The organism is Paenimyroides ceti (assembly GCF_030409925.1).
This window is the reverse complement of record NZ_JAUFQU010000058.1, coordinates 1-17,724: the sequence shown is the minus strand read 5'-3', so window position 1 is coordinate 17,724 and position 17,724 is coordinate 1. Positions and strand designations below refer to the sequence as shown.

At 35.2% G+C, this 17,724-nt stretch carries 21 protein-coding genes and 3 pseudogenes; 15 read left to right on the top strand and 9 right to left on the bottom strand.

Translation table 11 applies throughout. The features are described 5' to 3' along the window. From QW060_RS22885 to QW060_RS22865, 5 genes and pseudogenes are all read left to right on the top strand, one after another. On the top strand, positions 1 to 556 hold a 556-nt coding region (locus QW060_RS22885; protein ID WP_290365232.1), incomplete at its 5' end, for a response regulator transcription factor. Then, positions 549 to 827, top strand: coding sequence for a hypothetical protein (locus QW060_RS22880; protein ID WP_290365231.1), 279 nt, complete (start codon positions 549 to 551; stop codon positions 825 to 827). The genes QW060_RS22885 and QW060_RS22880, both read left to right, overlap by 8 nt. Beyond that, positions 736 to 1,218, top strand: a pseudogene (locus tag QW060_RS22875) (S-adenosylmethionine:tRNA ribosyltransferase-isomerase); the annotation flags it as partial. The gene QW060_RS22880 and the pseudogene QW060_RS22875, both read left to right, overlap by 92 nt. A gap of 106 nt (positions 1,219 to 1,324) precedes the next feature. Continuing rightward, the gene (locus QW060_RS22870) at positions 1,325 to 2,086 is read left to right on the top strand and encodes a gluzincin family metallopeptidase (protein ID WP_290365230.1); all 762 of its coding nucleotides are present in this window, start codon (positions 1,325 to 1,327) and stop codon (positions 2,084 to 2,086) included. Positions 2,087 to 2,100: 14 nt separating this feature from the next. Continuing rightward, positions 2,101 to 3,461, top strand: a pseudogene (locus tag QW060_RS22865) (M3 family metallopeptidase). A gap of 34 nt (positions 3,462 to 3,495) precedes the next feature. On the opposite strand, the gene QW060_RS22860 reads toward QW060_RS22865, so the two are convergent. Further along, entirely contained in the window at positions 3,496 to 3,669 is a 174-nt protein-coding gene (locus QW060_RS22860) for a hypothetical protein (protein ID WP_290365229.1), read from the bottom strand. A gap of 10 nt (positions 3,670 to 3,679) precedes the next feature. Further along, positions 3,680 to 4,045: a heavy-metal-associated domain-containing protein gene (locus QW060_RS22855; protein ID WP_290365228.1), complete on the bottom strand. Its 366-nt coding sequence runs from the start codon at positions 4,043 to 4,045 to the stop codon at positions 3,680 to 3,682. A gap of 94 nt (positions 4,046 to 4,139) precedes the next feature. On the opposite strand from QW060_RS22855, the gene QW060_RS22850 reads away from it, so the two are divergent. Both QW060_RS22850 and QW060_RS22845 read left to right on the top strand, forming a co-directional pair. Next, the gene (locus QW060_RS22850; protein ID WP_290362557.1) at positions 4,140 to 4,463 is read left to right on the top strand and encodes a phosphoribosylpyrophosphate synthetase; all 324 of its coding nucleotides are present in this window, start codon (positions 4,140 to 4,142) and stop codon (positions 4,461 to 4,463) included. Positions 4,464 to 4,525: 62 nt separating this feature from the next. After that, entirely contained in the window at positions 4,526 to 5,104 is a 579-nt protein-coding gene (locus QW060_RS22845) for a porin family protein (protein ID WP_290362558.1), read from the top strand. 53 nt (positions 5,105 to 5,157) lie between these two features. Here QW060_RS22845 and QW060_RS22840 read toward each other — a convergent pair whose 3' ends face one another. Further along, positions 5,158 to 5,598, bottom strand: coding sequence for a nucleoside deaminase (locus QW060_RS22840; protein ID WP_290362559.1), 441 nt, complete (start codon positions 5,596 to 5,598; stop codon positions 5,158 to 5,160). A gap of 54 nt (positions 5,599 to 5,652) precedes the next feature. Here QW060_RS22840 and QW060_RS22835 point away from each other — a divergent pair, with 54 nt between their 5' ends. Genes QW060_RS22835 through QW060_RS22825 form a run of 3 tightly spaced genes read left to right on the top strand, consistent with a single transcriptional unit; the run spans position 5,653 to position 9,377 of the window. Beyond that, on the top strand, positions 5,653 to 7,431 hold the full coding sequence (locus QW060_RS22835) for a 1-deoxy-D-xylulose-5-phosphate synthase (RefSeq protein ID WP_290362560.1): 1,779 nt from the start codon (positions 5,653 to 5,655) through the stop codon (positions 7,429 to 7,431). Next, positions 7,418 to 8,686: a DUF3078 domain-containing protein gene (locus QW060_RS22830; RefSeq protein ID WP_290362561.1), complete on the top strand. Its 1,269-nt coding sequence runs from the start codon at positions 7,418 to 7,420 to the stop codon at positions 8,684 to 8,686. Before QW060_RS22835 ends, QW060_RS22830 begins: the two co-directional genes overlap by 14 nt. A gap of 4 nt (positions 8,687 to 8,690) precedes the next feature. Next, positions 8,691 to 9,377 carry a porin family protein gene (locus QW060_RS22825; protein ID WP_290362562.1) on the top strand — a complete coding sequence of 229 codons (687 nt, stop codon included), beginning with the start codon at positions 8,691 to 8,693 and terminating at the stop codon, positions 9,375 to 9,377. Here the strand turns inward: QW060_RS22825 and QW060_RS22820 are convergent. The 3 genes from QW060_RS22820 to asnS form a co-directional block, all read right to left on the bottom strand. After that, positions 9,372 to 9,989: a hypothetical protein gene (locus QW060_RS22820; RefSeq protein ID WP_290362563.1), complete on the bottom strand. Its 618-nt coding sequence runs from the start codon at positions 9,987 to 9,989 to the stop codon at positions 9,372 to 9,374. The two genes, QW060_RS22825 and QW060_RS22820, sit on opposite strands and share 6 nt — an antisense overlap. Before the next feature lie 7 nt (positions 9,990 to 9,996). Next, on the bottom strand, positions 9,997 to 11,457 hold the full coding sequence (gene rpoN / locus QW060_RS22815; RefSeq protein ID WP_290362564.1) for an RNA polymerase factor sigma-54: 1,461 nt from the start codon (positions 11,455 to 11,457) through the stop codon (positions 9,997 to 9,999). 120 nt (positions 11,458 to 11,577) lie between these two features. Then, a complete protein-coding gene (gene asnS, locus QW060_RS22810) occupies positions 11,578 to 13,014 on the bottom strand; it encodes an asparagine--tRNA ligase (protein ID WP_290362565.1) in 1,437 nt (478 codons plus the stop codon). Between the two features lie 144 nt (positions 13,015 to 13,158). On the opposite strand from asnS, the gene QW060_RS22805 reads away from it, so the two are divergent. Further along, on the top strand, positions 13,159 to 13,485 hold the full coding sequence (locus tag QW060_RS22805; RefSeq protein WP_290362566.1) for a DMT family transporter: 327 nt from the start codon (positions 13,159 to 13,161) through the stop codon (positions 13,483 to 13,485). 71 nt (positions 13,486 to 13,556) lie between these two features. On the opposite strand, the gene QW060_RS22800 is transcribed toward QW060_RS22805, so the two are convergent. Continuing rightward, positions 13,557 to 14,471, bottom strand: coding sequence for a metallophosphoesterase (locus QW060_RS22800; protein ID WP_290364693.1), 915 nt, complete (start codon positions 14,469 to 14,471; stop codon positions 13,557 to 13,559). Beyond that, a complete protein-coding gene (locus QW060_RS22795) occupies positions 14,464 to 15,021 on the bottom strand; it encodes a 5'-nucleotidase C-terminal domain-containing protein (protein WP_290365160.1) in 558 nt (185 codons plus the stop codon). The genes QW060_RS22800 and QW060_RS22795 overlap by 8 nt, the downstream gene beginning before the upstream one ends. 350 nt (positions 15,022 to 15,371) lie before the next feature. Between QW060_RS22795 and dapA the strand changes: the two genes are divergently transcribed. The 4 genes from dapA to QW060_RS22775 are packed head-to-tail and all read left to right on the top strand — an operon-like array spanning position 15,372 to position 17,445. Then, a complete protein-coding gene (gene dapA, locus QW060_RS22790) occupies positions 15,372 to 16,253 on the top strand; it encodes a 4-hydroxy-tetrahydrodipicolinate synthase (RefSeq protein ID WP_290362568.1) in 882 nt (293 codons plus the stop codon). A 20-nt stretch (positions 16,254 to 16,273) separates the two neighbouring features. Further along, positions 16,274 to 16,783 carry a ferritin gene (locus QW060_RS22785; protein WP_290362569.1) on the top strand — a complete coding sequence of 170 codons (510 nt, stop codon included), beginning with the start codon at positions 16,274 to 16,276 and terminating at the stop codon, positions 16,781 to 16,783. After that, a complete protein-coding gene (locus QW060_RS22780; RefSeq protein WP_290365227.1) occupies positions 16,734 to 17,177 on the top strand; it encodes an outer membrane protein assembly factor BamD in 444 nt (147 codons plus the stop codon). Before QW060_RS22785 ends, QW060_RS22780 begins: the two co-directional genes overlap by 50 nt. Continuing rightward, positions 17,155 to 17,445 (top strand): hypothetical protein, encoded by a 291-nt coding sequence (locus QW060_RS22775; protein WP_290365226.1) that lies wholly within the window; start codon positions 17,155 to 17,157, stop codon positions 17,443 to 17,445. The genes QW060_RS22780 and QW060_RS22775 overlap by 23 nt, the downstream gene beginning before the upstream one ends. Positions 17,446 to 17,525: 80 nt before the next feature. On the opposite strand, the pseudogene QW060_RS22770 reads toward QW060_RS22775, so the two are convergent. Continuing rightward, positions 17,526 to 17,724, bottom strand: a pseudogene (locus QW060_RS22770) (hypothetical protein); the annotation flags it as partial.

Genomic DNA, 17,724 nt, shown 5'->3' with positions numbered 1-17,724 from the left:
CCATGAAAAAAAATATGATATTATTCTTTTAGACTGGATGATTTTACACACAACCGGACTGGAAGTATGCCAGTCTGTCCGTTCACTAAATTCTCCGAATCGCAACAGTCCCATAATTTTTATTACGGCTAAAGACACGCTTGGCGATACCGTTTCCGGACTCAAAGCCGGAGCTAATGACTACATCAAAAAGCCTTTTCATTTTGAGGAACTATTAGCAAGAATAGAAGTATTACTCCGAAATAATTCAGAAAACATACCGTTACATCTCGGCAATATTATGCTCAACGAGAGGGCGCATCAGGTTTTCGTCAGTGATCAGGAAATCAGTCTCACACCGAAAGAATTTGCATTATTAGCGCTGTTGATCAGTAATAAAGGAAAAGTATGTACGCGTAAACAAATCATCGAAGAAGTATGGGATATCCATTTTGAGTACGATACCAGTGTGATTGATGTTTTTATTAATGCGCTGCGAAAAAAGCTATACATGAATAAAGAAGATTTACGAATTACTACCATTCGCGGAGTGGGCTATATGGCACAGGATGTTTAAAAAAATTTCCATAAAGAACCGTATTGCGCTGCTATACAGCATCAGTTTTTCAGGACTTATGTTACTGATCTTTTCTGTACTGTACGCAGTTGTTTCCTTAAGCATTTCCGCATCCGTGCGCAACATACTCAAAGAAGAAATACAGCATCATGTAAACTATGTAAAAAAACAACCCGTGTCTGCATTTCTCAAAACACTTATTGAAGCGTTTAGAAATCAAAGGTGTCGATTTTGCAAAAGTAACGCTTCACATTGGGTTAGGGACTTTTAATCCGGTTGAGGTAGAAGATTTGTCCAAACATAAGATGGATTCAGAAGAACTTATCATTACTCAGGAAGCATGTGATATTGTGAATAAGGCAAAGGCAAACCGCAAAAAAGTTTGTTGTGTAGGAACTACTACTATGCGTGCAATGGAGAGTTCAGTATCTTCCAATAAAACCTTGAATCCGTTTATCGGCTGGACCAACAAATTCATTTTCCCACCGTATGATTTTAGTATCGCAGATGCTATGATTACAAATTTTCATATGCCAAAATCAACTTTGTTGATGATGATCTCCGCTTTTTGTGGTCATGATCTCATGGAAAAAGCGTATGAAGAAGCGGTAAAAGAAAAATACAAATTTTACTCTTATGGAGATGCCATGCTTATTCTCTAAAATAGTTTAAAATAAAATAAAAAGGCTGTCTTTACTAAGACAGCCTTTTTTGCGATTATAAATATTCATTTCATTTTTGTATTTTTACAGGGAAACATAACAAATTATGAGAAAAAGAACTGCTATTTTATTAACTGCCGTTGTAGGTTTTGCTGTATCTTGTGAAAAAAAACAAAATAAAGCGATGATATCAGGAGAAGATAATCCTTTAATTGCAGAATGGAATACACCTTATGAGCTGCCTCCATTTGAACTGATTCAAACGAAACATTTTGAACCGGCAATTTTAGAAGGAATTAAAGAACATCAATCAGAAATTGAAGCTATTGTTGCATCTAAACAGGCACCAACTTTTGAAAATACTATTGAAGCAATAGAAAAATCGGGAAAACTTTTAAACAGAGTTACTACGGTGTTTTATAACCTCACAAGTGCAGATACAAATGATAGTTTACAGAAACTGGCTCAGGATCTGGCACCAAAGTTATCAGAACATTCAGATAATATTAAATTGAATGAAAAGCTTTTTGCCAAAGTAAAAAAAGTGTACAACGACCATCTGATTGCCAATGCAGAAAAAATACAACTGTCTCCCGAACAAAAAGAACTCTTGGAAAAAACGTACAAAAGTTTTGTTCGCAGTGGAGCCAACCTTTCTGCAGAAAATAAAGAAAAGCTGCGAAAACTCAATAGTGAGCTTTCTGTATTATCTTTAAAATATGGAGATAATCTGTTAAGCGAAACGAACTCTTATGAACTTGTTGTGGACAACAAGGCTGATCTTGCAGGATTACCGCAAGAATTAATAGAAACAGCAGCCAATGAAGCCAAAGCAAAAATAAAGATGGAAAATGGATTTTCACTTTAAGCAATTCATCAGTCATGCCATTTTTACAATATGCTGAAAACAGAAACTTACGGCAGACTTTATGGAATGCTTACCAACTCAGAGGTAATAATAATAATGACAAAGACAATAAAGAAATTGTTGCCCGTCTTGCGAATTTGAGAATGCAAAAAGCACAACTTCTCGGATATAAAAACCATGCGGCTTATGTATTGGAAGAAAGTATGGCCAAAAATCCCGAAACGGTAAACAAGCTTTTGAATCAACTCTGGATTCCAGCATTGGCAAAAGCAAAAGCTGAAGCTGCTGATATCTATGATATGATGAAGCGCGATGGTATCGATGAAGATGTAACGCCGGCTGATTGGCGTTTTTATGCTGAAAAAATTCGAAAAGAGCGTTATAACTTAGACGAACAGGAGCTTAAGCCTTATTTTAGTATTGACAAAGTCAGAGATGGAATTTTTGATGTTACGGCGCGTTTATATGGTCTTCAATATAAAGAGCTGAAAGATGTTCCGAAGTATCATGAAGATGTAACAGTTTGGGAAGTTTGGAAAAAGATGGTACCCATTTAGGAATTTTGTATATGGATATGTATCCGAGAGCTTCTAAAAGAGGAGGAGCATGGATGACATCTTACCGGGAGCAAAGCTTTGAGAATAATAAACGTAAATCGCCTGTAATTTCCATTGTGTGCAATTTTAGCAAGCCAACTGCCAATGCACCTGCATTATTAACTTTTGATGAGGTATCTACGTATTTTCATGAGTTTGGGCATGCCTTGCATGGATTACTGTCCAATGTACATTATCAGAGTCTGGCAGGAACCAATGTTCCCCGGGATTTTGTGGAATTACCTTCTCAGATTATGGAAAACTGGGCAGCAGAACCAGAAGTATTAAAATTATTTGCCAAACATTACCAGACAGGAGAAGTAATTCCGGATGCCTTAATTCAAAAAATGAAGAAAGCGGGAACTTTTGATCAGGGATTTGCTACTACAGAATATTTGGCAGCTTCACTTTTAGACATGAAATATCATACTATTGAAAAGCCGATAACAGAAGACATCAATAGTTTTGAAGTAAATACGATGAAAAATGTAGGAATGATTGATGCCATTATCCCGAGATACAGAAGTACTTACTTCAGCCATATTTTTTCAGGTGGTTACTCGGCAGGGTACTACAGTTATATCTGGTCAGAAGTTTTAGATTCAGATGCTTTTGAAGCTTTTAAATCTACTTCACTATTCAATCCTGAAGTTGCACAGTCCTTCAGAATGAATATTTTACAAAAAGGAGGTACAGAAGATCCACAGGTTTTATACAAAAACTTTAGAGGAGCTGATCCTAAAATAGAACCTCTTCTGATCAAGAGAGGATTAAAATAATAAAAAAAAGGTTGCCGAGCAACCTTTTTTAGTTTTAAGCATTTTTAGTTGCTTTCTTTTCTTTATCCTTTGAAGCTTTTTCTTTTTCTTTTCCTTCGGTTGTTTTTTCTTTAGAAGAACAAGATTTAGCTCCTTTTGAACAACAGGCTTTTTTCTCTTCTTTTTTCGGTTCCTGATAAAGCATTGCCGTTTCTTTAGAAGAAGACATATTTTCTACCTTATACGCACCATTGGCAATTTTTTTCTACCGTAGTCTGGATGGTTGTAGTAGTTTGCTTGGCATTATCAAACTCAACAGTAGCTGTTTTAGATTCAAAATCTACTGTTGCTGATTTAACACCATCCAATTTTGCAAGTTTTCCCTGAATAACACTGGCACAACCTACGGCACAACTCATACCCTCAATTTGAAAAGTAGCTTTTTCCATGCTTCCGGATACTTTTTCTGTAGAAGCTGTTTCATTTGGAAGTGTAACTGTATCATTAGGTATACCATTCTCTTCCTGTTTATTAGATGATTGTTTACATCCTGCAAAAATAAGTCCTGCTGCAAAAAGTAAGACTGCTGTTTTTTTTATTTTCATGACAGTTGATTTCTCTTATATTCAAGCCAAAATTAATAAAAAAAATGTATCTTTAAATACAACAAATCATAATATTAGATTAAAACAATGTAGTATGGAAAATAATAATTATCAGTATGATACTTTAAGCGAAGCAGTTAACGATTTAATAAAAAGGGGCTATACAACCGACTTTTTAGTTCATGAAGAAAAAGATTGTTTTTTATGTGAGCAGGGTACGCTGGAATTATCCCCGCAAGAGTTCTATATTGATGAATTCTATCGTTTTGAGGGAATGACTGATCCCGGAGACGAAAGTATAGTCTATGCCATATCATCTCCAAAATTAGGTATTAAAGGATTGGTAATTAATGCTTACGGAGCCGATTTCGGTTACCGTTCTTCAAAATTAGTGCAGCGATTACAAAAAAGGGAATAGAATTTGCTAATAAAAAATAAACTATATCATTTTATAGAATATCAAATAAAAAGAAAGTAATTATGAAAAAAATTTTATTATCAGTTGGAGCTATTTTAGCTGTTTCATTAGCAGCTAATGCTCAGGATGTACAATTTGGTGTTAAAGGAGGGGTTAACTTCGCTAACTTACCGGGTTCTGATGTTGACAATGCAAAAATGAAAACAGGTTTTCATGTAGGTGGTTTTGTAGAAATTCCACTTTCTGATCAGTTTTCTCTTCAACCGGAGGTATTGTATTCAACACAGGGACAAAAAGGTAAAATCCTTGGACAGGATTATACGCTCTCTTTAGATTATGTAAATGTGCCTATTTTAGCAAAATACTATGCAGTTGAAAATTTAGGTATTGTATTAGGTCCACAAATTGGATTTTTAGCAAAATCAGAAGCAGAAACGGGAGATGTTTCACTTGATGCAAAAGATGGATTTAAATCGGTTGATATAGGAATTGCTGTAGGAGCAGAATATCAACTTGAAAACGGAATCTTATTTGGTGCACGTTACAATTTTGGTTTAACTAAAGTGGCTGAAGAAGTAGGAAATGTAAAACCGGATGGAAAGAATGGAGTTATTCAGGTTTCAGTAGGTTACAGATTCTAATATTTTGTAAAATGTATAAACAAAAGACTTCTATATTACATAGAAGTCTTTTTTTATCTTTTATTTTCAAAAAACAATTTCATCAGATCACTGCATTCTTTTTCTAAAACGCCGGATACAATTTCTGTTTTCGGATGTATTTTCCCCCCCATTTGAGTAAATCCTCTTTTATTATCACTTGCTCCATATACAATTCTTGAAATCTGACTCCAATACAGAGCTCCTGCACACATCTGGCAGGGTTCTACAGTAATATACATCGTACAATTTTTTAGATATTTGCCACCAATTGCATCAGAAGCGGCTGAAATGGCCTGCATTTCTGCATGAGCAGTTACATCAATCAGTGCTTCCGTAAGATTGTAAGATTTTGCGAGAATACGATTATTGGCAACCACAACAGCTCCAATAGGGATTTCATCACGATCAAAAGCATTTCTGGCTTCATTAAGTGCTATCTGCATAAAATATTCATCCGAAAAAATCTCGTACATATTAAAAATAGATATAAAACTAAATATTGTAAATTTGCAGTTAATTTAAGTGATATGCAAACTATTTTGTCGCAAATACAAAGCCCGTCAGATATAAAAAATATGACTTTGGCTCAGTTAGAACAACTGGCCAGAGAAATGAGACATTTTATTATTGACGCTGTTGCTACAAAAGAAGGACACTTAGGAGCAAGTCTTGGGGTTGTAGAGCTTACAATTGCATTGCATTATGTGTTTGATACTCCACATGATAAACTGGTTTGGGATGTGGGTCATCAGGCATACGGACATAAGATTCTTACAGGCAGAAAAGATTTGTTTACTACCAACCGTCAGAAAAACGGAATCAGCGGTTTTCCGAAAAGATCAGAGAGTATTTATGATGCGTTTGGAACAGGGCATTCATCTACAGCCATTTCAGCTGTTTTAGGTATGGCAATAGCTGCCGGTTTAAATGGAGATACAGACCGTAAAAATATAGCGGTAGTAGGAGATGCTTCCATTGCTTCAGGAATGGCTTTTGAAGGATTGAATCATGCGGGAGTGACCAATTCCAATCTGTTGATCATCCTCAATGATAATGCTATCGGAATAGATCCAAGTGTAGGCGCTTTAAAAAGCTATCTGACCAATGTGAAGATGGGGAAGAACCCTAAATCAAATAACATGATTAAATCATTAAATTTTGATTATACGGGACCTGTAGACGGGCATGATTTGCCGAAACTTATTGCTGAATTCCAAAAACTTAAAGATAAAAAAACACCTCAGTTTCTGCACATTATTACCACGAAAGGCAAAGGACTTAAACAGGCAGAAGAAAATCAGATTACGTATCATGCACCGGGCAAATTTGATAAGGATACCGGTGAATTATATCCGCCGCAGGAAAACTTATTTCCTAAATTTCAGGATGTATTCGGATGGACATTAGTAGAACTGGCAGAGCAAAACAAAAAAATAATCGGGATTACGCCTGCCATGCCTACCGGAAGTTCATTGCGTTATCTGATGGAAAAATTTCCGGAAAGAGGAATAGATGTGGGTATAGCAGAACAGCATGCGGTAACATTGGCAGGTGGTATGGCGACAGAAGGTTTTACCGTTTTTTGTGCTATATATTCCACTTTTTTACAACGCGCATATGATCAGGTAGTTCATGATATTGCCCTTCAGAATCTGCCGGTGATTTTTTGTGTAGATCGTGCAGGACTCGTTGGAGAAGATGGAGCGACCCATCAAGGGGTATATGATATTGCATATTTAAACGCCATTCCCAATATACAGATACTGGCTCCGAAAAATGTACTGGAACTGAGAAACAGTCTTTATACGCTTCAGTTGCATAATGATAAACCGGTTGCAATAAGATATCCAAGAGGCAGATGTTATATAAAAGACTGGAAACAGCCCTTTGAGGAAATTAACTTCAATGAAGTTGAGCCGGTTTTTCTGGGTACCAGAACAGTAATACTAAGTACCGGAACCATTTATAAAAATGTTGTTGATGCTCTCAACTTAATAGATAATCATCAGTTATCATATTATCATTTTGTTCAAATAAAACCACTAAACGAAGCATTTTTACAGGAAATTTTAGTAAATTATGATAACGTTATTACCGTGGAAGAAGGAACTGTAAATGGAGGTTTTGGAAGTTTAATAGCACAATACACAGCACAAAATTTCCCAGATATAAGGGTTAAAAATATAGGAGTAAAAGACCAATTTATTGAACATGCAACGGTTCAGGAACAAATGGAAGAATGTGGTTTGGACATATTAAGTTTAAAAAAATATTTTTCACAATTTACAGATAATGAAATTTATTAAATATATTTTATACATTTTACCAGCCTTTTTCAGCGCAAATGCATTTTCTCAAATTGTGAAAGAAAATGACAGCATCATAAGAAAAAGGGCGGCAGATGTAGAAACGTTTTATAGAAAAGAATTTAGTATACTGGACAGTCTCAGAATTGTAAATGATACCGTTTATTTACCTCCTGTATTAGTGGAGCAGAAAATTATTTTACAGGATTCTATTCTTGTAAAAACCACTAACAGTACGCTGCAAAAGGTAACCTTGTCTACTTTTGAAGTCAGTCGCAGAAATAAAAATCGGGATATCAGCTATTTTTTAGTTTCTGAAAACATACCATTAATTTACAATAACAAGCCCATAGCCAATTATCAGATTCCTTTTGATGAAATATCATCAGAAAAAACCAAACAAAGTTTCTGGACTAAAAAAAATGCTATTGGAATTGATGTAAACCAAGGAACATTTTCAAACTGGAATGCCGGAGGTTTCAATTCGGTATCCGGAATAGCGAAAGGTGATTTTTACCGCAAATATGAAAAAGGACGTCTGGTATGGGTAAGTGAATTAAAACTACGATACGGATTGAACAGTCAGGAAGGACAAGAGGTCAGAAAAACCGATGATGTACTGTCTGTAAACTCTACATTTGGTTATAAAACTTCTGTGAAATCGAATTGGTATTATACAGGAAAATTCACATTGAATACTCAGATGGCTGATGGTTTTTCCTATCCGAATATAGAGAAACCTATTTCGAGAGCTTTTGCACCGGCTTATATATTCACCGGTATTGGTGCGGAATTCTCAATTCCCGATAACGGGCTCAAAGTATATATTTCACCTGCTACATGGAAAGCAACAGTTGTTGCTGACAGCCGATTGGCAAATTTGGGAGAATTTGGACTTAACGGAGGAACTTTTGACGAGGACGGAAACCTGTTGAAAGCAGGAAAACGTGCACGGCATGAATTAGGTTTTTTAATTACCAATCAGTACCGAAAACAATTAATCAAAAATGTAGTTCTTGATCATAAAATAAATATTTATACAGACTATTTGAATAACTTTGGAAATATAGATATCGATTGGCAGATTCAATTAGAGATGTCAGTAAATAATTATATAAAAGCAACTGTGGGAGCGTATTTGATATATGATGATGACATAAAGAATAAAAGAGATGTTGGAGGCGTTCAGATAACTGAAGGGCCTCGTGTACAGTTCAAGCAGTTATTAGGAGTAGGGTTGATGTTTGCATTCTAAGATTATGAAGAAAATAGTATTTTTTTGTTTGTGCAGTATGGCGGCTTTCAGTCAGTCGAATGATACCATCGGAAAAGTTGAAAGAACCATTTCTATTGACGATCCGTACTATCGAGAAGATCAGATGTACGTGACCATCACGCATAGTATTTTACAAAATAAACCACACGGATTTAAGCAAAACTCATTGTCTCCAGGTGTGACTTTTGGTTTCTTAAGAGATATTCCTTTAAACAAAGCCCGAAGGATTGCTATTGCACCAGGACTTGGTTTGGCTTATCATAACCTTCGTCATAATCTCCTGACCATCAATTCGGATATCGTTCCTTATGAGGTGAACTCTGATTATGAAAAAAACAATCAGCATTTTTGGTATCTGGAAATTCCTTTAGAATTCCGATGGAGAAACTCTACAATGGAATCTCATAAATTCTGGAGAGTGTATGCCGGAATTAAATATAGTTATCTGTTGAGCAGCAAATCAATTTATGAAGGAAAACATGGTAATTTTACTTATAAGAATAATCCTGATCTGAATAAATCAATGATTGGTATGTATATTTCAGCAGGATTTAATACATGGAATCTCTATGCGTATTATGGCTTTCAACCTGTTTTCAAACAAAATATCATACCTAACAACAAAGGACTCAATTATTTTAATGTAGGTCTTGCCTTTTATATTTTATAAAAACGATATAGAAAAAGTGTGGAATACTAACTGAGGAATAATTCCTATCAGGCAACCGATAAGAATTTCACGGGTAGTATGTGCCTGAAGAGCTAATCTTGAGGATGCTAATAGGCCAAGCAAAAGAATTAAAATGCATAGTGGAAATATAAAGGGAAGATAATAACTCTGTGCTGTATGCATCATAAACATAACAAAGGCACTGAAACTAAGCATGTGTAAACTATACTTCTTTTTAAAAAAGAGACTTAGAAAAACAATACTGTACGAAACTGCGTAAGCAGTGAGAAAAAGCTTGAGTTCGTTACTCCTGTTCAGGAATAATATCTGAAAAACCAGAATATACATCAATACAATATTCAAAAAAACCGGAGCCTTTCTTTCACCTGTATCTTTTACCATGATAGAAGATGTAAGCATCTTAAACGATTTAAGAAATAAAAAGAGGATGACTGGTAATAGAAAGGTCATAATAGCAACCTGTATAACAGTGACGTAAATTTCGGTTGTATTATAAAAGTTTTGAGACAGATAATAAAAACATCCTGTAGCTATCAGCGGGATAAATACAGGATGAAATATATAGGAAAATATGCCTAAAAATTTTCTCAAAAGGCGGTTATATTTTTTTACGCATTCTTGCTACGGGTATATCAAGTTGTTCACGATATTTTGCAACAGTTCTTCGGGCAATAGGATACCCTTTTTCTTTTAATAATTCTGCGAGACGATCATCCGGATAAGGTTTTTGTTTATCTTCATCAGCAATGATGTTCTGTAATATTTTTTTAATTTCGATAGTAGAGACTTCTTCTCCCTGATCATTAATCATTGCTTCAGAGAAGAACTCCTTAATAAGTTTTGTACCGTATGGTGTTTCTACATATTTACTATTGGCTACTCTGGAAATAGTAGAGATGTCTAAGCCCACCATATCAGCAATATCTTTCAGAATCATTGGTTTTAGTTTCGTTTCATCTCCGTCAAGAAAATATTCCTGCTGATATTGTATAATTGCACTCATGGTTACAAATAGTGTTTCCTGCCGTTGTTTGATAGCATCGATAAACCACTTTGCACCATCGAGTTTTTGCTTGATAAATTGTACTGCATCTTTTTGTGCATTTGATTTATCTGCAGATGCCTTATACGTTTCAAGCATTTCCTGATAATCTTTTGATACGTGCAATTCAGGTGCATTTCTTCCGTTTAAAGACAATTCAAGCTCACCATCATTTATTTTTATCGTAAAATCAGGAATCACATGCTCAACAGCCTTTGAATTTCCTGCAAAAGCGCCACCCGGTTTAGGGTTTAACTTTTCAATCTCGTCAATGGCTTTTCTAAGCTGATCCTGACTTACACCATATTTCTGTAATAATTTTTCATAATGTTTTTTTGTAAAAGCATCAAATTGGTTCTCAATAATATCCGTTGCCAATTCTACAGCATCACTTGGTGTTTTATGACGTAACTGCAGTAAAAGACACTCCTGTAAATCTCTTGCACCAACCCCGGAAGGCTCCAGTTCGTGGATAATATTCAGAAGGATATCGGTAACCTTTTCTTCATCCGTATAAATCCCCTGAGTAAAGGCCATATCATCTACTATATCCTGAATGCTTCGTCGGATGTATCCCATATCATCTATACTCCCGACTAAAAACTCTGCAATTACACGATCTTCATCATTCAGCATAAAAGTATTCAGCTGATTGATTAAATCCTGATGGAAGCTTATCTGAGCTACTATAGGGCTGAATTTATCATCATCATCATCGCTATAGTTATTGGTTTGTAATTTATAGTCAGGGGTTTCGTCATCACTCAAATACTCGTCAATATTGATTTCATCAGTATCAATCCGTTCATTGTCATAGTCATCGAAATCATCCTGCTCCCCAAATTCATCTGCTTCCACATTGTCTTCTTTACCCGATTCAAGAGCCGGATTCTCTACCAGTTCTTCTTTTAATCGTTGTTCAAAAGCCAGCGTGGGCAATTGTATCAGCTTCATCAATTGTATTTGCTGAGGCGATAGTTTTTGAGATAACTTTAATTGTAAGTTTTGTTTTAACATATATTGAATAATGCTGCTAAGTTGGTGTACAAAAAATAGTTTAACCTATATCTGTTTCATCAAATTTATGAAAAAACGTTGATAAGTTAAACTATTATTATAGGATTAACGAATTGTAAATTAAAATTCTGCGTTTTGCGGTGTTCTTGGGAATGGTATTACATCACGGATGTTGGTCATACCCGTTACAAAGAGTACCATTCTTTCAAAACCTAAACCAAAACCGGAGTGTACTGCAGAACCAAATCTGCGGGTATCAAGATACCACCACAATTCCTCTTCAGAAATATCCAGCGCTTTCATTTTTTCTACCAATACATCGTAGCGCTCTTCTCTCTGAGAGCCGCCGACAATCTCTCCGATACCCGGGAATAAAATGTCCATGGCACGAACTGTCTTTCCATCTTCATTCAAGCGCATATAGAACGCTTTTATGTTTGCCGGATAATCAAATAAGATAACAGGGCATTTGAAGTGTTTCTCTACAAGAAAACGCTCATGTTCACTTTGTAAATCAGCTCCCCATTCTTCAATGATATATTGGAATTTTTTATTTTTATTTGGTTTGGAAGCTTTTAATATATCAATTGCTTCTGTATAAGAAACGCGTTTAAAGTTGTTTTCTAAAACGAATTGTAATTTCTCAATTAAACTCATTTCACTGCGTTCTGCCTGTGGTTTGCTTTTTTCTTCGTCTTTCAGTCGTTGTTCCAAAAACTTTAAATCATCTTCACATTTTTCCATGACATGACGAATGATTGACTTGATAAAATCTTCTGCAAGATCCATATTTGCATCGAGATCATTAAAAGCTACTTCGGGCTCAATCATCCAGAATTCAGCTAAATGGCGAGATGTATTTGAGTTTTCTGCACGGAAAGTAGGACCAAACGTATATACCTGACCTAAAGCCATCGCATACGTTTCAGCTTCTAATTGCCCGGAAACAGTCAAATTCGTATGTTTTCCGAAGAAATCTTCTTTATAGTTAATGGTGCCATCTTCATTTTTCGGAGCATTACCATCAAGAGAAAGCGATGTTACCTGAAACATTTCTCCGGCACCTTCAGCATCTGATCCGGTAATAATAGGCGTATTTACATATACAAATCCACTTTCCTGAAAATATTTATGTACCGCATAAGACAATACGCTTCTCACACGCATAATAGCTCCGAATACATTCGTTCTTACTCTTAAATGTGCATTTTCGCGGAGAAATTCCAAGGAGTGTTTTTTAGGCTGGATTGGGAATTTTTCAGGATCTGATTCTCCTAATATTTCTAAGGATTTTACCTGAATTTCGAATTTCTGACCTGCTCCCTGGCTTTCAATCAAAGTACCTTTTACCGCTATTGCTGCTCCGGTAGTAACTTTCTTTAATAATTCTGCCGGGAAATTTTCAAAATCAACAACACATTGTATATTATGTATAGTAGAACCGTCATTCAATGCAATAAATTGATTGTTTCTAAACGTTTTTACCCAACCTTTTGCGGTAATTTCTTGTAAAAGACTCGATCCATTTAAAAGATCAATTACTTTGGTGTGTCTCATTTCCGTGTATATTATAATTTTGAAAAATAACGTATTTTTAAAATACCCGCAAAGATAATGAATTATAGGATGATTGTAAAAGATTATTTTTCTACCAGATAAACCTTGGTTTTATGAGTATCTTTGCACAAAATAAAAATGAAAATGAATTGGATATTATTGATTATAGCCGGACTTTTTGAGATCGGATTTACGACCTGTCTTGGAAAATTCAGAGAAACTGCAGGAACAACTTCCTATTTATGGTTTCTGGGATTTTTAATAAGCCTTATTGTCAGTATGGCTTTATTGATGAAAGCTACTCAAACCTTACCTTTGGGAACTGCCTATGCAGTTTGGACCGGAATTGGTGCTGTAGGAACCGTATTGATGGGAATATTGTTTTTTAAAGAGCCCGTAGATTTTTGGAGGTTGTTTTTTATTTTTACATTGATTGCGTCTATCGTCGGATTAAAGTTTGTATCAAATTAACTTTAAGACTATTTGTCATAAAAAAATCCACTGAAAAGTGGATTTTTTAGCTTTATAATCGTAAAAAGCAACTACACTATAATATTTTTAGTAAGTGTAGAACTGTTTTTGGATGTATCGAAGAAGAAATCTATTTGTCCCAGTACAAGACCAAAGCAGCCTACCTGATTAATTATTACATCCTTATCTTCACTGTTTTTTACAATAGTAGGTTTGTCGAGAAACGTATGGGTATGTCCTCCGATGATTAAGTCAATATTTTTAGTTTGTGAAGCCAGCATCAAATCGCTCACATTATCACTCGCTATGTCATATTTATAGCCTAAATGGGAAAGACAGATGATCAAATCACATTTTTCCTGTTCTTTGAGAATACGGCTCATATCCTGGGCAACTTCAACGGGATTGATAAAAACAGTTTCTCCATATTCTCTTTTATTGACAAGTCCTGCCAGTTTTACGCCAAGACCAAAAACACCAATTCTGATACCATCTTTGATAAAAACCCGATACGGTTTTGTTAAGCCGTCCATTACCGTATTTTTAAAATCGTAATTGGCGTTCAGAATATCAAAATTAGCATTTACAACCTGGGAAGCCAGTCCGCCTACACCATTATCAAATTCGTGATTACCGATGGTAGTAGCGTCATATTGCAGCATATTCATCAGTTTTATTTCCAGTTCACCACCAAAATAATTAAAATAAGGGGTTCCCTGAAACATATCACCGGCATCGAGCAAGAGAACATTTTTACTCTCCTTTCGGATTTTGTCTATCAAAGTTTTACGTTTGGCAACGCCTCCCTGATTTGGATATTTTCCGTGATCAGAAGGAAAAGGATCTATATGACTGTGGGTGTCGTTGGTATGTAGAATGGTTAAACGCTTTAAATCATTTCCTGTAAAACTGGATAAGGATAAACCTCCAAGGGCAACAAAGGCAGTTCCTGAGGCAGTTTTCTGTAAAAAATCTCTTCTATTCATTGCCTTCTTCAATTATATGTTGGGTTGTAATAACCGGGAGTTCAGGATGTTTTTTAAAATATTCAATAAGCACATTGCGCAGTTTGTAATCCATAGTATAGGTGCGTACAGCTTTGGTAAAAAATACCATACTGTCACCTCCTTGTGCAAGATAATCGTTAGTAACAATAAGGTATGTCTTTTCAGGTGAAACAATTTTGCCGTTGATATATACATTTTTCAGCTGTTGCGTTTTAGCATCAATATGAATGAAAATACCTGCTAACGGATGGGGCTTTTTATTAGCAAGCATATAGTTTGCCAATTCTATGATTTGTTCGCCTTTTAATTCAAGTACCACTGCTTCGTTTTCAAAAGGCATTACTTCAAATGCAGCACGGGTAGTTACATCTCCCTCAGAAATTACAGAGCGGATGCCACCGTGGTTAAGCATACAGCCATCAATATTTTTTTGATATCTTTTCTGAAACACAGGATTTACAATTTCTACAGTAGCTTCTGCAAATAGATTTCCGATGATGGTTTCCCATTTTCCTTTTGATTTGTCCATAGTTATAGGACTGTGAGAAATGACTTTGCTCAGATCTTCATCGATATGTTTTTTATAAGGGGCTACAAACTTATCTATAGAAAGGTCGGGAGCAAGGGTGTCGGAGACAGAGATGTTTTTGCCTTTTATTTCTGTATTCCGATACAGATGCGGGCTGCATGCGAAAAATGCATTTATTGAGATTAAGAATAAAAATAAACTAATAAATGAAGTCTTTTTTTAGAAAATCGTATCATTAAATCTTCCTTAAATTATTTAACTTTGTGTAGTGGTAAAATTACAACGATTTTATTCATTGTAAAGCATCACGATGTTAAAATACCTTCAACTAAATTTAAATATAAAATTCAATGCAAAAGTTTATCGGTACCGGAGTAGCACTTGTAACTCCTTTTAAAAGTGATTTTTCTGTAGATGTGGAAGCCCTCGAGAGAATTGTAAAATTCAATATTGAAGGCGGAATAAATTACTTGGTTGTATTGGGAACCACTGCTGAAGCAGCCACTCTCACCAAAGAAGAAAAAGAATTAGTAAAAAGTACCGTAAAAAAAGCAAACAATAATACATTGCCATTGGTATTGGGAGTAGGTGGTAATAATACAATGGAAATAGTACATCAGCTACAAACTGAAGATTTATCGGGGTTTGATGCAATTTTGTCTGTTTCTCCTTATTATAACAAGCCAACTCAGGAAGGAATTTATCAGCACTTCAAAATGATTGCAGCGCATTCGCCTTTACCGGTTATAATTTATAATGTTCCGGGCAGAACTTCAAGCAATATGTTGCCGGCTACCGTAATACGACTTGCAAATGATTGTGATTCTATCATAGGAATTAAAGAAGCGGCCGGAGACATTGTTCAGGCAATGCAACTGATAAAAGACAGACCAGAAGGCTTTTTAGTAATTTCCGGAGACGATATGATTACGCTACCTATGGTACTTGCAGGAGGAGATGGTGTTATTTCTGTGATTGGAGAAGGTTTTCCTCATGCGTTTTCAAAAATGGTACAGTTGGGATTAGAAAGAAAAGCAGATGAGGCTTATCAGATACACTACCAGTTGAGTGATAGTATCAATATGATATTTGAACAGGGAAATCCGGCTGGTATCAAAGAGGTTTTCAAGGCGTTGAACCTATCGGAAAATACGTTAAGACTTCCTTTGGTTCCTGTAAACAGCGATCTATCAAATCGTATTACTCAGTTTGTCAAAGAATTTAAAAACTAAATAATCAAAAAAGAAACAGTATGCTATCAAAAAAAATTGAATCCGCTTTAAACAAGCAGATAAAAATAGAAGGAGATTCATCGCAAATATATCTGGCTATGGCTTCATGGGCAGAAAACCAGGGTTTTGAAGGAATTGCCACTTTCATGTATGCGCAGTCAGATGAAGAGCGTGTACATATGCTGAAACTGGTAAAATATATCAATCAGCGCGGTGGCGAAGCAATTATACCGGCGGTTATACAGCCAGAATTAGATCATACCTCTTTCAAAACATTATTTACCCAATTGTTTGAACATGAGGTGTATGTTTCTGCAAGTATTAATGAGTTGGTTCATGTTTCTCTGGAAGAAAGAGATTATGCTACTCATAATTTCTTGCAATGGTATGTATCAGAACAGATAGAGGAAGAAGCTACGGCACGTACTATTTTAGATAAAATCAACCTGATCGGTGATGATAAAGGAGGCTTGTATCTGTTTGATAACGATATTAAAAATTTCCCTTCCATACAGACCAATCTGGCGTAATAATATTAACGAAAAATTAAGTGGATTATTAAAAAAAGATGTTTTTATTTGGACATCTTTTTTTATGTCTAAAAAAAGAATTGTAGAGTCAATTATAAATATTAAATTTGCATTTGCTGTTAAACATGGTTTGATGGTGTATAAAAACCGATTTATGAAGAAAATTTCCTGTGCTTTATTATTAATGCTTGCATTGACAGGCTGTAAGTCTACGTATCAGAAAGCTATGAAATCAGAAGATGTGGCTTATAAAATAGCTGCAGCTCATGATTTGTATGAAAAGGGGAAGTACCGAAAAGCGACGCGTTTATATGAGCAGGCAAAGCCGAAAATAGGCATTGCTCCTGAAGCACAGATGCTGTACATCAACTATGCTAAATCGCAAATGGCTTGATCAACAGGTCAAAAACTCATTAAAACAGCTTACCATAAATTTTGACAGACCTTTGTTAGGAAAAGGCCATTCCATTAGTTTCGGAGAAGACAAAAATGCTGTGCCTGATTTAAAAAAACTGACCTATTCTGAAGATAAAAAGTCCATCATCATTGAATGGGAGCTTAAAGAAAACAAAAACTATGAATTTATACTAACAGGTTTATCATTTAAGTCGCCTGAAGGTATATCGATAAAAGATTATAAAATAAGCTTCAAAACCCAATAACGGAAATAAAATAAGACACCTATATACTTGATTGTACCAAATAAAAAATCTCGCGTGAAACGAGATTTTTTATTTTCATATTACCATGTATCAAATATCTGTTTTATTTCATCATATTGTTTATCATCTAGTAATTTAGAATTATCTAATTCAATAATATGTGCTTTCTCTTCTAGAGGCTTTAATTTTGGATTTGACATAGCACAAATAATTACCTGATTATTTTTAGGTATTTTATCTTGAATGAGTTTTACAATATTAGAATAATTATTATCTGAT